Origin of the sequence: Corynebacterium sp. c3Ub_189 (assembly GCF_039907195.1) — a bacterium.
Taxonomy (GTDB): Bacteria; Actinomycetota; Actinomycetes; order Mycobacteriales; family Mycobacteriaceae; genus Corynebacterium.
On record NZ_JASBOF010000017.1, the window covers coordinates 1 to 17,266 of the forward strand.

Annotated in this window: 15 protein-coding genes and 1 tRNA gene; 8 read left to right on the plus strand and 8 right to left on the minus strand. The window is 60.4% G+C overall.

From position 1 onward, the window contains the following. Window positions 1–46 precede the first annotated feature (46 nt). Complete coding sequence (locus QKD99_RS08895; protein ID WP_225745794.1) at window positions 47–1,063, minus strand: iron-siderophore ABC transporter substrate-binding protein; 1,017 nt, start codon at window positions 1,061–1,063, stop codon at window positions 47–49. A 402-nt stretch (window positions 1,064–1,465) separates the two neighbouring features. On the opposite strand from QKD99_RS08895, the gene QKD99_RS08900 reads away from it, so the two are divergent. The 4 genes from QKD99_RS08900 to QKD99_RS08915 are packed head-to-tail and all read left to right on the plus strand — an operon-like array spanning window position 1,466 to window position 4,666. Next, window positions 1,466–1,702: a hypothetical protein gene (locus tag QKD99_RS08900; RefSeq protein ID WP_141745903.1), complete on the plus strand. Its 237-nt coding sequence runs from the start codon at window positions 1,466–1,468 to the stop codon at window positions 1,700–1,702. Continuing rightward, window positions 1,699–2,724 carry an iron ABC transporter permease gene (locus tag QKD99_RS08905; protein ID WP_049156169.1) on the plus strand — a complete coding sequence of 342 codons (1,026 nt, stop codon included), beginning with the start codon at window positions 1,699–1,701 and terminating at the stop codon, window positions 2,722–2,724. The genes QKD99_RS08900 and QKD99_RS08905 overlap by 4 nt, the downstream gene beginning before the upstream one ends. After that, window positions 2,724–3,839 carry an iron chelate uptake ABC transporter family permease subunit gene (locus tag QKD99_RS08910; protein WP_049156167.1) on the plus strand — a complete coding sequence of 372 codons (1,116 nt, stop codon included), beginning with the start codon at window positions 2,724–2,726 and terminating at the stop codon, window positions 3,837–3,839. The genes QKD99_RS08905 and QKD99_RS08910 overlap by 1 nt, the downstream gene beginning before the upstream one ends. After that, a complete protein-coding gene (locus QKD99_RS08915) occupies window positions 3,836–4,666 on the plus strand; it encodes an ABC transporter ATP-binding protein (RefSeq protein WP_225745795.1) in 831 nt (276 codons plus the stop codon). The genes QKD99_RS08910 and QKD99_RS08915 overlap by 4 nt, the downstream gene beginning before the upstream one ends. 82 nt (window positions 4,667–4,748) lie before the next feature. On the opposite strand, the gene QKD99_RS08920 is transcribed toward QKD99_RS08915, so the two are convergent. Continuing rightward, window positions 4,749–4,825 (minus strand) — tRNA-Met (locus QKD99_RS08920). 151 nt (window positions 4,826–4,976) lie between these two features. Continuing rightward, window positions 4,977–7,934, minus strand: a complete 2,958-nt coding sequence (locus QKD99_RS08925; protein ID WP_347951272.1) for a UPF0182 family protein — start codon at window positions 7,932–7,934, stop codon at window positions 4,977–4,979. Between the two features lie 123 nt (window positions 7,935–8,057). Here QKD99_RS08925 and QKD99_RS08930 point away from each other — a divergent pair, with 123 nt between their 5' ends. Together QKD99_RS08930 and QKD99_RS08935 are read left to right on the plus strand one after the other, a co-directional pair. Beyond that, window positions 8,058–8,594: a PPA1309 family protein gene (locus QKD99_RS08930; protein WP_005322346.1), complete on the plus strand. Its 537-nt coding sequence runs from the start codon at window positions 8,058–8,060 to the stop codon at window positions 8,592–8,594. A gap of 46 nt (window positions 8,595–8,640) precedes the next feature. Next, window positions 8,641–9,312: a beta-N-acetylglucosaminidase gene (locus QKD99_RS08935; protein WP_347951252.1), complete on the plus strand. Its 672-nt coding sequence runs from the start codon at window positions 8,641–8,643 to the stop codon at window positions 9,310–9,312. 5 nt (window positions 9,313–9,317) lie between these two features. Here QKD99_RS08935 and QKD99_RS08940 read toward each other — a convergent pair whose 3' ends face one another. Continuing rightward, complete coding sequence (locus tag QKD99_RS08940; protein WP_269954215.1) at window positions 9,318–10,382, minus strand: PDZ domain-containing protein; 1,065 nt, start codon at window positions 10,380–10,382, stop codon at window positions 9,318–9,320. Window positions 10,383–10,475: 93 nt separating this feature from the next. On the opposite strand from QKD99_RS08940, the gene QKD99_RS08945 reads away from it, so the two are divergent. Beyond that, window positions 10,476–11,897 carry a zinc-dependent metalloprotease gene (locus QKD99_RS08945; protein ID WP_284766720.1) on the plus strand — a complete coding sequence of 474 codons (1,422 nt, stop codon included), beginning with the start codon at window positions 10,476–10,478 and terminating at the stop codon, window positions 11,895–11,897. Here the strand turns inward: QKD99_RS08945 and QKD99_RS08950 are convergent. Continuing rightward, entirely contained in the window at window positions 11,894–12,415 is a 522-nt protein-coding gene (locus QKD99_RS08950; RefSeq protein ID WP_269954213.1) for a SprT-like domain-containing protein, read from the minus strand. The two genes, QKD99_RS08945 and QKD99_RS08950, sit on opposite strands and share 4 nt — an antisense overlap. A 62-nt stretch (window positions 12,416–12,477) precedes the next feature. On the opposite strand from QKD99_RS08950, the gene QKD99_RS08955 reads away from it, so the two are divergent. Next, on the plus strand, window positions 12,478–13,365 hold the full coding sequence (locus QKD99_RS08955; RefSeq protein ID WP_269954212.1) for a hypothetical protein: 888 nt from the start codon (window positions 12,478–12,480) through the stop codon (window positions 13,363–13,365). Here the strand turns inward: QKD99_RS08955 and QKD99_RS08960 are convergent. The 3 genes from QKD99_RS08960 to QKD99_RS08970 are packed head-to-tail and all read right to left on the minus strand — an operon-like array spanning window position 13,343 to window position 17,219. After that, entirely contained in the window at window positions 13,343–15,400 is a 2,058-nt protein-coding gene (locus tag QKD99_RS08960; RefSeq protein WP_347951253.1) for an ATP-dependent DNA helicase UvrD2, read from the minus strand. The two genes, QKD99_RS08955 and QKD99_RS08960, sit on opposite strands and share 23 nt — an antisense overlap. Further along, the gene (locus tag QKD99_RS08965; protein WP_284788823.1) at window positions 15,393–16,124 is read right to left on the minus strand and encodes an NAD(+) diphosphatase; all 732 of its coding nucleotides are present in this window, start codon (window positions 16,122–16,124) and stop codon (window positions 15,393–15,395) included. Before QKD99_RS08965 ends, QKD99_RS08960 begins: the two co-directional genes overlap by 8 nt. Beyond that, on the minus strand, window positions 16,125–17,219 hold the full coding sequence (locus QKD99_RS08970; RefSeq protein WP_040424823.1) for an NAD-binding protein: 1,095 nt from the start codon (window positions 17,217–17,219) through the stop codon (window positions 16,125–16,127). It abuts the gene before it with no gap. Window positions 17,220–17,266 lie beyond the last annotated feature (47 nt).

Genomic DNA, 17,266 nt, shown 5'->3' on the forward strand with positions numbered 1-17,266 from the left:
GCAGTTCACACATTCACGCGGGGGACGGTTCAGCGATTGAGTCCTTTTACTTCGTGGCGTCCGCCAACGGCTGCTCGATCTTATCCAGCAGGTAGTCCAGACTCAGCACTGTTTGCCATCCAAAGGCTTTTTCTAGGTCGCCTTCCAAGTAGACACTGTGCCCATCCTTCACAGCGGGTAGCTTGCTCACGATTGGATCCTCGGTAACAGAAGCCTTGTCCTGCGTCGGAGCGTAGGACAACTGATCCCACACCAGTACGTCAGAATCAACCTGATCAGCGTTCTCCTTGGAGACCTCGCCGTAGAATTTATCCTTGGTGATTGCCGCGTAGGCGGGGTTGATCTTGAACCCCAGCTCGGTAAAGAAGCGGCTGCGCGGATCTTCTTCAGCAAAGACGGCCAGGCTGTCGGCAGAGACGGTGGCCACACCGAGTTCCTTCTCGGCCCACTCTGGGTGACGGTCCTTTAGGTCTGCAAACTTCGCTTTAACCTGCTCCACCTGATGTTTTGCCTCTTTAGGCTTGCCTACGGCTTGTCCAATCTCTTCCGTAGTCACGTCCCATGGCTGCTGCAGTTCTTTATATTCACCCTTTTGCACAACGACAGGGGCGATATCGGACAGCTTCTTGTATGTATTTTCATCAATATCCGAGTACACGGCAACGATGAGATCTGGCTTGTCCTTAGCGATAGCTTCCGCATTGACCTCTGTGTCTTTGTCGATTCGAGGAGTATCGCCCTCGATCTTGTCGTTAGACCAGTTGCCCGCAGCCTGCCCGTCTGGGGTCATGCTATCCCAATACTTCACGGAAACCGGCGTGATTCCGAGCGCCAGCAGCGCGTCCTGATCCGTATACCCTAGGGAGACCACGCGCTGCGGGACTTCCTTGATTTCGGTGGAACCATAGCGATGCTCGATGGTGGTGGGGAATGCACCTTGCTCGGCGTTGACCGCCTGGGAGTCTGCAGAGTTTTCGGATTGGTCATCAGTCGAACACGCCGTCACCGCGGTGCCCAGAGCCAACACAGTAGCAGTACCGACAAGAATTTTCTTGAATGTCATTTTTCTCCGTTATTACTGGTGACGGATCTCAGCGCAAGGCCTAGCCCGTTCACGAATGGGGAAAGGTCAGAATATTTGGTTGGTTATACCCAAATGGGGGGGGGGCAACCAAGTTCCCCAATCGTTGGAGACAATGACATATTCTCGCACGTTAAAAGGATAACTTAGGCTTGCCTAAATAATCAATGTTACGCTGGTCACCAAAAGATTTCCAGGCACCGCCTATGCGATGCACATGCAGCACACTCAACTTTGAGACAGGCACTACAAAAGGTGCCGCATAGAGTTTCACCTAAATAGTGGGCGCCTAGGGCCAGTTGCGATGACTTGCAGCCCTTCACTTTTACAGTCTTTTAATTAAATGAAGGCTTACCTTACATGAAAACGGTAATATGCTTGTCCATGATTGACAATCACACCCAGCAACTGCCTGAGCCACGCCTCGGGCGCAGCTCCTCTCCCCGCCCAGCGGGAGTAGCTAGGTACCTGTCTCCACCCCGCGGCTCAGGGATTCTCATCGCTACCTGTGAGCCGAAGCTCTCCAAGGCAACCCGCCGCAGCGCCGGTGCTCGCTGGGCACTATTGGCTGGGAGTGGGGGCATCGGCAAGCGGCAGCAGCGATTGGAGGCCACGCCATGAGTGTGCGCACTACCCGCCTCCTGGGCCTAGGAGCTCTGCTCTTGCTGGTCCTCGTTGGCACTATCTGCAGTTTGCTGTATGGCGCCCGCTCCATTCCTGCGGAGGACGTGTGGGCCGCGCTGCGGGAACTGCCGGCCGCACGCGGTGCCCAGGACGAAGTTTCCACCAACCAACGCGTGGTAGCTGAGCTGCGGCTGCCGCGCACCATCCTGGCCATAATCGTGGGGGCGGCACTGGGAGTCGCCGGTGCTCTAATCCAAGGCCACACCCGCAATCCCCTGGCGGATCCGGGAATCCTGGGTGTCAGTTCCGGCGCGGCGCTAAGCGTTGTAGTCAGCTTCGCGCTATTTGGCATCACCGCCCCGTGGGCCACCGCGGTGATAGCCTTCCTCGGCGCTATCGCTGCCACGGCACTGGTCTTCGGCCTCGCCTCCGCAGGCAAGGCAGCCGTCGATCCCTTGACCTTAGTGCTGGGCGGCGCCGCATTGTCGGCGGTCTTAAGCGCCATCACCAGCGCCTTCGTACTCACCAATGAGAATAACCTGGACCGGATGCGCTTTTGGACCGTCGGCTCCCTCGCCGGCCGGGATATGAACATCGCGCTAGGAATCCTGCCGTTCATAGTGGTGGGACTGATCCTGGCGTTCGCTACCGGCCCGCAGTTGAATATTTTGAACTTAGGCGACGACGTGGCCGCAGGGCTCGGCATCAATACCGCGGCCGCAAGGCTGGCCGGCATGGGCATCATCGCCTTGCTGGCTGGCGCGGCCACGGCTGCAGCGGGCCCGCTAGGCTTCATTGGCCTGGTAGTGCCCCATATCGTCCGGGCTCTTACCGGCCCAGATTATAAGTGGATTTTGCCGTACTCTGCGCTAGCCGGCGCGGCGCTGTTGCTATGTGCTGACGTAGTGGGCCGCCTCATCGCGCGCCCCGGCGAGCTCCAAGTGGGCATCGTATTGGCCTTCGTTGGCGCGCCGTTCTTCATCGCCTTGATCTACCGAAAGAAGGTGATGACGCTGTGATGCGACGAAACAAGGCTGCGCAGGCCGTACAAGATAAACAAAGCGCTTCGTGGCAGATGCCGGGCGGGGTACCATTCCGGGCTGGGCCCATCTCGTTCCTCTGGCGCCCACGGGTGGTGCTGGTATGCATCATCGCCGCGGCGCTCACCGTCTTTTTAGGCGCGCTTTCCATCGGGCTGGGTGACTACCCTATTTCCGTTCCCCGAGTACTAGAGGTGATTTTCCAAGGGCAAGGATCCCGCGTGGAAAAACTCGTGGTCTTGGAGTGGCGCATGCCCCGAGTGGCCACGGCCATCGCGGTCGGCTGCGCGCTGGGGCTTTCCGGTGCGCTCACCCAAACGGTCACCCGCAACGCGCTGGCCAGCCCCGATATCCTCGGCATCACTACGGGTGCCTCGGCCATGGCCGTAACGGTCATCGTCCTTGGCGCCGGCGGCAGTGGATTCGCCGGCTGGCTTGCCGGAATCGGAATTCCCCTAGCCGCATTGCTGGGTGCGATTCTTAGCGCCATGGTGATCTGGGCATTGGCTTGGCGACGCCAAGCTGATTCCTACCGCCTCGTGCTCGTAGGCATTATCATCACCGCGCTGCTGAGTTCCTACATCAATTTCCTCATGGTCCGCGCGGAACTGCGGGATGCAAGCCAAGCACAGTTCTGGCTCACAGGATCCCTGGCCAAGTCGGAGTGGAGCACCACCATTCCCATGGTTGTCCTTGTGCTTGTCTGCGCCCCGTTGCTGGCCTGGATCGCCTACCAAGCACTGGCCACCACTCTGGGGCCCGACCTCGCCCGAGCGCTGGGCCAGCGCGTCAACGCCGTGCAGGTGGCGATGTTGGCATTGGCCGTAGCTCTAGCTGCAGTAGCAGTTTCTGCTGCCGGCCCCATCGGTTTCATCGCCTTTGTAGCACCCCAAGTAGCACTACGGCTGTGCGGGGTACCCAGCCCACCGCTTGCGGCCTCGGCTCTTACCGGCGCAGTGCTACTGCTCGGTGCGGACATCGTGACCCAGGCTGTCCTGCCGGTGGAGCTTCCGGTGGGTATTGTCACCTCCGCACTGGGCGGCGTCTTCCTCATCTACCTACTCGTTCAACGCACTAGGAGCACAGACGCATGACCTCCCCCATCCCCCAGCCAAGCGCAGACCACCCGAATACCGCCGGTGGCGTGGATGCTTCCTCGGTCACCGTGGGCTACGGCCAGCGCACCATCATCCGGGATCTCAGCGCCACTTTCCCAGCCGGCAAAATCACCACCATCGTGGGGCCCAACGGATGCGGTAAATCAACCTTGCTGCGCGCCATGTCTGGCCTGCTCAACCTTGATACCGGAACCGTGAGCGTGGATGGCCAGAATATCTCGGACATGAAGCGCAAGGACGTCGCCCGCATACTGGGCATGCTGCCCCAATCCCCCGTGGCCCCAGAAGGGCTATTGGTCTCCGATCTGGTGGCCCGCGGGCGGCACCCACATCAGGCATGGTTCCGCCAGTGGTCCTCCACGGACGAAGACGCGGTCTTCGAGGCCCTAAAGCAAACCGGTTCTGCGGATCTTGCCAGCCGTACGTTGGATGAACTTTCCGGCGGCCAGCGCCAGCGCGTATGGATCTCTATGGTGCTGGCGCAAAACACCGACATCCTTTTCCTAGATGAGCCAACGACGTACCTTGACCTCGCGACCTCCGTGGACATCCTCGAACTAGTCGATAGCCTGCGCCAAGAGCTTGGCCGAACGGTGGTAATGGTGCTGCACGATCTGAACCTGGCGGTGCGCTACTCCGATTATCTCGTGATTATGAAGGAGGGGCAGGTCATAGCTTCCGGCGCACCCGCAGAAATCATCACCGCAGAGCTACTGCAGGACGCTTTTGATCTGCGGGCGCGGGTCATCGAGGATCCAGAGACTGGAGACCCGCTCATCGTCCCGCTCAGGAAACCGGCTTAGGCCCAAGGCCTAAGCCCACCCACTAGGGTGGCGCATAAGAAAAGACCCTGACCGGAACTTAATCTGGTCAGGGCCTGGAAGTTGGTAGCGGGGGCAGGATTCGAACCTACGACCTCTGGGTTATGAGCCCAGCGAGCTACCGAGCTGCTCCACCCCGCGTCGAGATGACTTCCATCATCTGCGCTTGAACAGTGCGTTAACACAAAGTGTATTCGCTCTGTCCTGGCGACTCATGTAACTATACATAGGGAAAGGCACCTACCCAAATCCGCTGGGCAGGTGCCTAATCCATCGCGATTATAAGCCGGAACTACTTGTCCGTCTTCTGATAAGACTCCACAGCCTTATCGAGCTCATCTAGGGCGCGTCCGTATTCCTCGAAGGAACCATCGCGTGCATCTTCAAGCCCCTTCAGGGCCTTGTTGATGTCATCGATGGCGCCCGCCTCGTCGGAAGAAGACGGAGCGGAAGCTGGAGCCGAAGGCTTATCGTCCTTGGACTCGTCCTTGTTCTTCTCATCCTTGGCGCCGTCCTTGTCCTCGGAATCGCCCTCGACTTCCTCAATGTTTTGGGCAGCCTTGGCATCGATTCCAACTTGTTCAAGGGCATCACCAATAGTCGGGGCGTAGCCTACGCGGCCCTTATAGGAGACGAGCACGCGCAACAGCTTCGGGAAGGCAGAAGCCTGGTCCTTGCGCTGCGAGTAGATCGGCTCGAGGTACAGGATTTCGCCACCGCCTACCGGCAGGGCCAGCAGGTTGCCGTTGTGCAGGTCATTGGTACCCTCCCACAGAGTGCGGTCGCGGGCGACCTGGTCGGACGACATCATCGCATCCTGTGCCTGCTTCGGGCCCTGGGTCTGTGTATTGGTGGGCAGCACGCGCACGGTGATATCGCCGTAGTTTTCCGGATCGGAGGATACAGCCATGTGCGCAGACAAGAACTCGCGGTTGAGGCCACGGTAAGACGTGGTCAGCTGGAAGGTCGGCTTGCCGGTCTTCGGATCTGCGGCCATCACGTAGTACGGCGGCTGATTGAGTTGGCGGGATTCCTCCGCGGTGGGGTCAGTCGGCACGGACCAGAAGGCATCGTTATTGAAGAAGACATTCGGGTCATCCACGTGGTAGCGGGCCAAGAGGTCACGCTGCACCTTGAACATATCCTCCGGGTAGCGGAAGTGCTCGCGCAGCTCATCGGAGATCTCCGCCTCAGGCTTAACGACGTCCGGGAAGACGCCCTGCCAGGCCTTGAGCACCGGGTCATTCTTGTCGAACTCGTAGAGGTCCACAGTGCCGTCATAAGCATCGACGGTGGCCTTGACCGAGTTGCGGATATAACCGACCTTGTCATTGACCAAGCGCTGGGTGGTGCCATCAGGGTTGAGGGTGTCCTGGGTGGCGTCGGAAAGCGAGGCACGCTGGGAGTAAGGCAAGGATTCCAGAGTGGTATAGCCATCCACAATCCACTTCAGGCGGCCATCAACCACGGCCGGGTAGGTAGCAGAATCGGTGGTCAGCCACGGAGCAACCTTTTCCACGCGTTCGCGCGGGTCGCGGTCATACAGCAGCTTCGATTCGCTGCCGACGCGATCCGAGAGCAGGAAATTCAGCTCGCGGTACTTGGCGGCGTACATGGTGCGGTCAAAGATATTGCCAATGTCAACGCCACCCTTGCCGTCATAGGTGTAGGTGGAGCTATCGGTGTCGTACTCGACCGGGTTATCGCCGGTCTGGCCGGTGATCGCGTAGTCCATTCCGTCGGCCGCACCGGCAATGACCGGGCCATAGTAGATGCGCGGCTGGTCTACCTTAATGCCAAGGGACTTCTCTGCGTCCTGGGTCTCGCCTTCGCCCTCGGACTCACCGGCCTGAGTCTGTAGGTCAGACACGGTAAAGATGGGGAAGCCACCGCGGGCAGAACCTGCATCGCGAGCTACCTCGTCGACCTTATTGGCCTGCGCTGCCACGAAGCCATTGCCGTGAGTGTAGACGGTGTGGCGGTTAATCCAGTCCGACTGGTTCTCTCGCAGCTCATTCGGATCCAGCTCGCGAGCGGCGACGACGAAGTCGCGCTTCTTGCCGTCGATCTTGTAGCGGTCCATCGACAACGTCTCTGGGAACCCGTAGAAGTTCTTCAGCTGTTGCATCTGAGTGAAGGTAGGAGAAAGGATCTCCGGATCCAGCAGGCGGAGGTTATTGATGGTGGCGTTATCAGAGGCCACCTTGTCATCGGAGACATCATCCCCGCCCCAGTTATCTTCATAGGTGACGTGGTCATCCGTGAGCCCATAGGCATAGCGGGTGGCCTCGATATTGCGGGCGATGGATTCTTCTTCCTTAGCCTGGCGGTTGGGCTGGACGGAAAAGCGTTCCATCAGCAGCGGCCATGCCTGTCCAATGACTAGCGAGGACAGCAGCATCAGCACCACGGCCAGTCCGGGGATGCGCAGGTCCTTGATGACAACGGCCATAAACAGGGCCACGGCCACAAAGACGCCAATGATCATCAAGATGATCTTCGCCGGCAGGTAGGCGTGAATATCGGTATAGGAACCACCGGTAAAGAGGTCGTGCTGGGTATTAAGCAGCTCATAGCGCTCCAGCCAGTAGCCAATGACCTGGGCTACCATCCACAGGCCGGCGGTTACCGCCAGCTGCAGGCGGGCTGGGTGGGAAATGGATCCGCGCACACCGGCGGCCTTATTGCCAATGCGGATGCCGCCCAGCACGTAGTGGCCGAAAAGCGCGATGAGGAAGGCCAGAATCAACAGGATGGATAGGGTGCTCACCACCATCTTCAGAACTGGCAACGTGAAGGCATAAAAACCTAGGTCGTGGTGGAACTGGGCGTCTTGTTCGCCGAATTCCTGGCCGTTGAGGAAGAGCAACACCGTGCGCCAATTGGCCTGACCGATGAAACCGGCGATGACGCCCACGACGGCGGGGATGACCTTGAAGAAGACGCCCATGGACTTCTCAATGGACTTGCGGTATTGATACACCGGCGAGTTCAGGTCCCCAAGGTCGAGCGAATCCGGGCGCCCGCGCCAGGCAAAGTAGCCAGCGGCCCACACCACTGCGGCGGCAATAAGGCCAAAGATGATAAAGAGGACTATTCGCGCAATAATCGCGGTGGTGAAGACGTTCCGGTATTCAATCGCACCAAACCACCTCCAATCCGTGTACACGCCCACGAGCATGGGGCCGAAGAACAAAAGGACGGCAATGATGGCCGCAATGATTGTCGCGACCCGCGGGGGCCGCTTCAACGGGGCGGCTGGTGTGGATGACCCTAAGGACAACGCCAGCTCCAATCAACTAGTGCGAATTTAAAACCTGTAGACTTCTTCCAGCTTAAGGAAGCAATACACAGATAACGAATAAGGATGTTCATGAGTTCCCCCGAATTATCACAGCCAGCTTTAAACCGCGCGATGACCGAAGCCGTGGAATTCGTCCACGCGGAAGGCTGGGACGCTCGGCCCACCATCTTCGCGCTGGTTCCCACCCACTTGGTAGCCGATCAGCTTGCCGCGCTCGATGAAGAGGACGCGGCGCCGCTTACCCTCATCGTGCAAGATAATGTGCCCGAAAACATTGAGCCCGGTTCTGAACAGCTGGCCGATTATGTCTCCCGCCTGGCCTGGCCCCGGGAGGTTGCCGGCGTCATCTTGGCCCAAGAAATTAAGTTCCGCGATACCTCTAGCGAGGACCCCTCCCCTCGCCCGGCGCGCCTTTATTCCGGGGCACTGCGAGAGGAAGGCATCGAAACCACCTTGCTGCAGCTGCGCCCCACCGAGGAAGAGCTGGAAGCGGCCGGACCGTTCGCAGAAGATGACATCCAGCTGCGCGGCGGTCCCCAGGTGGCTCCGGGGGTCATTGCGGCCTTGCGCTATGGGCTGAACCAAGACCCGGATGAGCTAGATTAGACTGAAGTGACAATTCTCGCCTGCGACTAAGGAGCATTTTCCTACCGTGCGACGCACTACTCTCACTCGCCTGACCGCCACCCGCGCCACCGCAGCAGCGCTTCTGCTGGGCGTAGGCGTGAGCACTGCCGCTTGTTCCTCGGACGATGCCGCGCCTGCCGACGCCCCCGTGGAGACCTCCCCTGCCGGCGCCGAGTCCACCGCCCCAGAGGCGGATACCGCTGAGGAAACCAGCTCCGCCTCTAGCTTCTCTTCCACCGTTGAGTCCAGCGCGGAATCGAGCGCGACGGAGAGCTCGGGGGTGTCTGAGGGGGCGTCGGCAAGCAAGGAACCCGGCAGCGAAAAATTGGAGAAGTCGGTGGCCAAGGCCTATGACATCTTTGCTCCGGTAGCGCCCAAGGAGCTCTTCGCGCACTTCGACCGCTGCGATTCCACGGGCGGGGACGATTCCTATAACTGCTCTGGGCCGAAGGTAGGCCAGTTCCAGTTCTTCCGCTCGCACTCCAAGGCAAAGCAAACCACGCAGGTGCTTACCGAGCTGCGTAGCTCGCAGGTCATTGAGGATGATGGCGACCGCGTCGTAGGCTGGTCCACCTTGGGAACCACCGCGGTCATCACCGTGGTGGACAATAAAGAAGGCATGGTCATGCAGCAGATGATCTCCTCCGACCAAGAAGACCCAGAAGAGAAGATCCAGGAGCTGGGCCTAGCTAAGTAGGCTGGCTACTGGCAGGTTTTAATATCCTTGCCGTCCGCGAAGTCCTTCATCGTCGACACGGCTTCATCCAAGGTGGAAACTTCCGCGATGGGCATATCGCCGTGGTCGCTCGCGGCGGCCTCGGAGCAATTATCCTTCGGCGCGAGGAAGAGCTCCGCGCCCGCCTCGTGCGCCGCGGCGATTTTATGTTGGATGCCGCCAATGGGGCCTACTTTGCCATCTTCCTGAATCGTGCCCGTACCGGCCACGAACTTGCCGCCGGTGAGGTCTTCCTCGTTGAGCTTATCGATGACCGCCAGGGTAAACATCATGCCGGCGGAGGGACCGCCAATATCCTGCAGGTTGTATTTGACCTTAATATCGTCTTGCGGGACCGAGAGCATGGCGATGCCCAGCATTGCCTGCCCCTTCTGCTGGGGGTTCTCCCCTAGCTCTATTTCTTCTTCTTGCTCCTTGCCGCCGCGCTTGACTGTCAGCGTGACCTTATCGCCCGGGCTTTTCTGCTTGATGACGTCTTGGACCTCGCCTGGCTCCGAGACCTCCTTGCCGTCTACTGCGGTAAGGACATCGTCCTTTTTCAGCGCGCCCTGCGCCGCGCCCTCATCCATGACTTCCGCGATGGTGATCTTCACCGGCAGGTGCAGGTAATCCATTGCCGCGACGGTTGCGGCAGACTCGGACTGGGTAAAGGCCTGCTTATTGGACTCTTCTACCTCTTTATCGCTCATGTTCTGCGGAATGACGGTATCGATGGGCACGATGGTGTCATCGGTCATCATCCAGCGGCCTAGCGCCTGCGCCAGGGTCATATTGGTGCGCACAGAGACCGTGGTCATGTTGAGGTGGCCGTCGGTGTCATAGGTTTTCGGCGCCTGGACATCGACGACCTGAGTGCCGTCGACCTCCCCCAACGTGTCCACCGTGGGACCTGGCCCCTCAGCGGCATAAGGCACGGTCAAAGACACATCAGTGCCGGGGATATGGTCAAGCGATACCAACGCACCGGTGAGGACGACGGGGATAGCACCCCAAGCAATGGTGCGGACGCGACGGCTAGCAGGAGAATTCACGGATCAATACCCTACAACCTTTGCCGTAGTGTTCGCTGTCAGCGTAGCGGGGATCATGGAAAGTAGCCGGACGGTGCCGGTAGATTAGGACGCATGAGCAACGGATTCGGTTTTTCTTTCCCCAATAACGATGACGACGATAATGACGGACGTCGTGACCAGAACCCGTTCGGCGCATTCGGCGGCGCTAATGGTGGCGGCCTGGGTGACATGCTGAACCAGTTCGGTCAGATGCTGTCCGGCATGGGCTCTTCCATGAACTCACCGGAAAACTCCGGCCCAGTCAATTACGACATGGCTAAGCGCATCGCCCTGCAGCAGATCTCGCAGTCCAAGGCGGTAAGCGCGGACGATACCAAGGCAGTGGAGGAATCCGTCCGCTTGGCGGAGCTCTGGCTTGATGACGCCACCTATTTGCCCACCGCCTCCGGCACGGCCAAGGCTTGGGATTCCAAGCAGTGGTTGGAAGAGACCATGCCGGCGTGGCAGCGCATGGTCACCCCGGTGGCAGAGCACATGAATGATGCTCAGCTGGACTCCATGCCGGAAGAGGCCCGCGAGATGATGGGCCCCATGACCAAGATGATGAACCAGATGTCTGGCATGAACTTTGGCATGCAGCTTGGCCACGCCTTGGGCGATTTGGCCTCCCAGGCGCTGACCGGCTCCGATTTCGGCCTGCCCATCGCCCCAGCCAATACTGTGGCACTATTGCCACAGACCATCCAGAAGGTCGCCCGCGAGCTTAATGTTCCTGGCCAGGAAGTGCTGGTTTATATTGCCGCCCGCGAGGCTGCCCGCCAGCGCCTGTTCAAGCACGTGCCCTGGCTGGTAGAGCGCATCGTCTCCTCCGTGGAGGAATATGCCATCGGCCTGGTTATTGATACCTCCCACCTGGAGGAAGTCACCCGCGAGCTCAACCTCGAGTCCGGCGATCCACAGGCGATCCAGGACGCGATGAGCAAATTGCAGGGCATGGACCTCTCCCCGCGCATTACCTCCAAGAACACTGCGGCCGCATCCCGCCTCGAGACCCTGTTGGCACTCGTGGAAGGCTGGGCCGAGCACGTCGTTACTGAGGCACTGGGCGAGCGCATCCCGTCGACCTCGAAGCTGACCCAGGCATGGGCACATCGCCGCAACACCGGCGGTTCCGCCGAGAACGCCTTCAGCAAGGTGGTCGGCATCGAACTTAATGCCCCGAAGGTCTCTGAGGCCGCTGAGCTATGGCGCCGCGCCACCGTCGCCGTGGGCGCGGACAAGCGCGATAAGGCCTGGGACCACCCAGACTTCCTGCCCACTGCAGAGCACCTCGATAACCCGGCCGCCTTTATCGACTCCCTGCTGGACGAAGGCCCAGATGAGGGCTTTGAAGAAGAGTTTGCCAAGCTGGAGGAAATGCTGAAGAACGGCGAGGATTCTTCTGCGGCACAGGATGACGAGTCCAAGGAGCCCGAGAATCCGGAAGGCAAGGACGAGAAGAAGGACAAGGGCAACGAGGACGAGGAGAACTAACAGCCCCAGCGCTGATAGGCCTCAAGATAGCCCTTCGCCCGCTCGGCGTGGGGCGCCCTGTCCGCCCACTGCCAAAAATCCCGCCCATGGCGCGGAATGAAGGTGTGGGTGAGCTCGTGAATGATTACTGAATCCAGCACATAGTCCGGCACGTGTTGCAGCCGGTCGCTCAGCCGAATATCCGCGGTGGAGGTAGTACAGCTACCCCACCGCGTATTTTGATTACTCACCCACCGAATAGAGCCGATGGTCGCACGACCATCTAAATACGCCGCGTTGAGCCGCCGCGCCCGTTCCTCGAGCTGGGCGTCCGTGCGGCGCCCGCTGCCCTGCTTCTTTTCCACCCGCGCCAACATGTCCGCGACTGCTTCGCTCTCATCGCGCGCGGACATCCACGCGGGAATGCGTACCTCGAGCACCCCGGATACCATGCGCGCCTGCACGGTTTTCTTCCGCTTGGCAGAGCGAATGACTTTGACCTCCGGGGGCTGCGGTGCGGTTGGCTGCGTGCTCGACATGACAGGTGATTGTACCTGTGGTGCAATGGAGACCACATACTTCGGGGGAAGGGGTTAAAGGCGTGGGGATTTCTGCCACCCAGGTGGTCTTAGCACCCGGCAGCGCAGTGTTTTGCCGCGAGGAAACGGTGATCCAATTTGGCATGGATGCCACCCGCGTTGGGGTTGCGGAAACTGGAAGCGCGCTCGCCGTCGCGACGGCTTTCAACACCGCTCGCGAGCCAATTTCCCCAGAAGAACTGTCTTACCGGCTGCGGTCAGCAGGATTAGAAGAGGCGGCGGCGCAGAGCCTGATTGAAGACGCACTGAACTATGGCATCCTCTGGCCGCACAGGGAGGCCGCCGAAAAGACAGACACCATTGTCCTCATGGGCGAATCCACCCTGGCGCACAGCCTTCGCGCGCGCCTAGAGGAGGACGGCTTCCAAGTGCGCATCCCGCTGGAGGAGGACAATGTCTTTTCCTATATCCACGACCTCGACGGCATGTATCCGGTCCTCGCCGTGGACCAGCTGCACTGCCCGCTGGATTGCGCGAATGCACTGGCGGGCACAGCAACCACGTGGGTTCCGGTATCTTTGCTGGACAATCGTGGCGTCATCGGACCGGTTCGTATCCGCGGCCAAGGCCCCTGCCCCTTGTGTGCGCACTTGGCCCGCGTTGATATGGACCCGCTTTGGAATATCATCAGCACCCAGCTCACCCGCGTGCGCCGCACGCCAGAAGCCGTGGTGCTCGATGCGGTTGCGGCGCATACGCAGGTGATCATCCGGCGGCTGATGGGGCGCTCGCTGCCGCCGGGCGCGCCAACCGCTAAGCCGCGCCCCGGGCAGCAATGGGAGATCGATGTCTACGGACACCACCAACAGCGCACCGTCATAGCGCATCCACGCTGCCCCGTATGCTTCGGCGGCAAGACCAACCTGGCTAGCTACGAACCGAACGAATAACCTCTAGCACCTGGGCACCGTAGCGCTCCAGTTTGCTCGGGCCTACGCCGGAGATGGAGAGCATCTCTGCTTCATCGGAGGGCAATTCCTCCGAAATCGCCTGCAGGGTGGCATCGGAAAAGATGACATAAGCCGGCACCTTTTCCTCACGCGCAACCTGGGAGCGCCACGAGCGCAAAGCGGCAAAGACCTCTTCATCGCCGCCGCCTTCACAATCTTCATGGCGGCCGATGACCTTTTCCGCCGGTGTTCCCAGCGGGCCGGAGCACACGCGGCAGCGTTTCGGGCGGCGCGAGCGAGACCCACTGCCGGAGGCATCTTCGGCCGCCGGAACGATGCCATCGAGAAAGCGGGTGCGCTCGCGCGAAGCCCGTGAGCCGGTAGTCTTCGCCAGCGCCCACGACAGCGCGAGGTGCTCACGGGCGCGGGTAATGCCGACGTAAAACAGGCGGCGCTCCTCTTCTACCTGTTCGTCGCCGGCCTTGATGGCATGGTTGATGGGCATAAGCTTTTCCGTTAGCCCCACGAGGAATACCGCATCCCATTCCAAGCCCTTGGCGGCGTGCACGGTAGCCAGCGTCACGCCTTCCATGGCTGGGGCCTGCTTATCGGTAGAGCGCCGGCGCAACTCCCCCAGCACCCCGTTGAGATCGATGCCAGGAGTTGATTCCACAATCTTTTCAATGAGCCCAACCAGTGCGTTGAGGGACTGCCAGCGCTCGCGGGCCTGGGCGCCCTGCGGCTCGGTGGAACTCAAGCCCAGCTCGACAAACGCGGCCCGGGCAATCGCCACCGGATCATCCGGCAGGTCCTCGCGGCGGGTCGCGGCGATAAGCACGCGGATAGCCTCCAGGATTTCCGGGCGGCGGAAAAAGCCCTCGCCGCCGCGGACTTGGTAGACCACTCCGGCGTCGGCAAGCGCCTGCTCAAACTGCTCCGACTGGGCATTGATGCGATAAAGGATGGCAATCTCGGAGGCCGGCACACCCTGATCCAGCAGAGTAAGGACCTGGCCGGCCACCTCCTGGGCCTCAATTTCTTCGGACTCATAGGCCTTGAAGGTGGGCTCTGGGCCGGGCTCGCGCATGCCCTGCAGCTCCAAGCGCGTGCCCGCCGCGCGGCCGGTGGCCTTGCCAATGACCCGGTTGGCCAGGTCCGTTACCTGCGACGTAGAGCGATAGTCGCGCTGCAGCTTGACCACGGTGCCATCCGGGTACGTGCGGGAGAAATTGAGCAGGTAGTCCGGGGAGGCACCGTTGAAGGAATAGATGGTCTGGTTGGCATCGCCCACCACGGTAAGGTCATCGCGCTCGCCCAACCACGCGTTGAGCACCCGCTGCTGCAGCGGGGTAACATCCTGGTACTCATCGACGACAAAGGTGCGGTACTGCTCGCGGAAGGTCTCCGCAATCGCCGGCACATTCTCGATGGCACCCGCGATGTGCATGAGCAGGTCATCGAAGTCCAAGTGCATCATGTCCGGCGTGGCCTTGGACTGCTCATAGCGGCGGAAGGCCTCTGCCACCTTGGCCGGATCGGCCGGCGCACTGCGGTCCGTATTGGCGATCACGGACTCATAATCCTCGGCGCTGACCAACGCAGACTTAGCCCATTCAATCTCCGCCAGGACGTCTCGAATCATGTCCTTGGAATTATCCAGCCCCACCGAACGCACCGCGCGGGCAACCAGGGGGAATTTATTATCCAGCAGCTGCCACGGAAGGTCTCCTGCTACCTGCGGCCAGAAATACTTCAACTGGCGGCGCGCCGCCGCGTGGAAAGTCTGCGCCTGCACGCCGGCCACGCCCATGGTGCGCAGGCGATCGCGCATTTCTCCAGCCGCCCGTGCCGTAAAGGTCACCGCAAGCACGCGCTGCGGGCTCACAAAGCCTTGGTCGACCAAGTTGGCAATGCGATAGGTAATAGTGCGGGTCTTGCCCGTACCCGCGCCGGCCAAGATGCACACGGGCCCGCGCGGCGCCGTGGCCGCGCGCAGCTGATCTTCATCCAGCAGGGACAAATCCGGCTTAGTCACCGTGATACCACTCCATAATCATCGTGTGTGCAATTGAACCCGGGCGAGGAAGCTTAAGCTCAGGCAGCTCGGCGCGCTCCACCCACCGGATTTCTTCCAATTCCCCATCAGTATGGCAGGTGGGGTGGACATCAGCCGTGCGCGCGCAAAAGCCCAGCATAAGGGAGCCACTCGGTGGCCACGCCTGCGAGCCCCAATAGCGAATATCGTCCACCCTGCGTCCGGTTTCTTCCAAGGCCTCGCGTGCAAAAGCAGCCTCGGCGGTCTCGCCCGGCTCAACGTAGCCGGCGATGAGAGAAAAGAAGCTAGTGCGGCGGCGATTGCGCGCCAGCAAAATCCGGTCGGTGCCGCTGAGGCGAATAAGCCCGATGACGGCAGGATCTAGGCGTGGGAAAACCATTCGGCGCTCGTCCACAGGATCGCGCCCAACGATTCCCGGTGCTGGGTAGTCCAGTTTGTGACCGGTGCGCGGATCAAAGCGCTGCTCGCGCCGGTTGCGGATCAGCGCAATGGCTTGCAAAATCACTGGCTGGTCCGCAAAGAACGTTGCGCTTTCCAGCCGGCCCAGCTCGCTAGCACCGTCTTCCGGATACGCGCACGCCTGCAGGGTACCTAGGTCCACTACTGCGTGCTTGCCGACGCCCCCGGGAACCTTCTCCACCAGCACCGGTTCCCCCGCTGCCGTAACCGGAACCTGGCCGTGAGGGGTTACTGGGAGGAACATTTAATCCTCATCATCATCGTCCATGACCTCGATGGGCTGTTCCATCTCATGCTTGATGTAGAGCAGGCGATCACCCGGCTTCAGCGCGGAGGCATCCGCGGTATCCACGCGGTGCAGCTCGTTATTGCGCAGGACAGCCAGCACGATATCTGCCAGGTGGCGTGGGTTGGAGCCCACCTCGAATTCGCGCACGGCGCGCTCGGCTACGGAGAAACCTTCGTTGGGTGAGAGCAGGTCTTCCATCATCTCCACCACCGTCGGGGTGACGGTGGCCAGGCCTAGCAGTCGGCCGGCCGTCTCAGCGGAGGTGACCACGGAATCTGCACCGGATTGGAGCAACAGGTGACGGTTTTCGGACTCGCGCACCGACGCCACGATCTTGGCCTTGGGCGCAAGCTCTCGCACGGAGAGGCAGCACAGCACCGCGGTATCGTCCGTAGATGGGGTAACGACGATGGAGCTGGCGTGCTCTACCCCAGCGATCTTTAGCACGTCCTGCTTGGTGCCGGAACCAAAGATGGTGACCAATCCGTGGTGCTCGGCGTGAGCGAGGGACGCACGGTTGGTATCGATGACCACGATCTGGGAGGACGGAACATCATCGGCCAGCAGCGCGGCCACGGCTCCGGCACCCTTGGTGCCATAACCGATAACGACGGTGTGGTTACGCAATTGCTTTCTCCAGTTCTGGATTTGGAAAGTACGGCGGGCCTTATCCGTCAACACGGACAAGGTCGCGCCAACCAATAAAACAAGGAAGATCAGGCGGGCAGGGGTAATAAGCACTAAGTTAATGAGCCTGGCCTGCGGGGACACGGGCACGATATCGCCGTAACCCACAGTGGTCAGCGACACCGCCGCATAGTAGGCGGAGTCCAATAACGACATGTCCTCGCTATACCCACCGCCGTCCACATAGACCACGATGGTCACGAAGACAACGATGCCAAAAGCCCACAGCACACGCTTGCCCAGCTGACGCCACGGGCTGGAATTTTCATCCCTCGGCACCGTAATGACATCAATGAGCGCGTGATCCGGCTGCGAGGACAGCTCGACCTGCGGCAAGAAGCGACTTCTAAAGCGTGACTTCATTGCCTGCGCACGTTTTTTGCCCACTAGCCCAGCCTTCTTTTCTGATC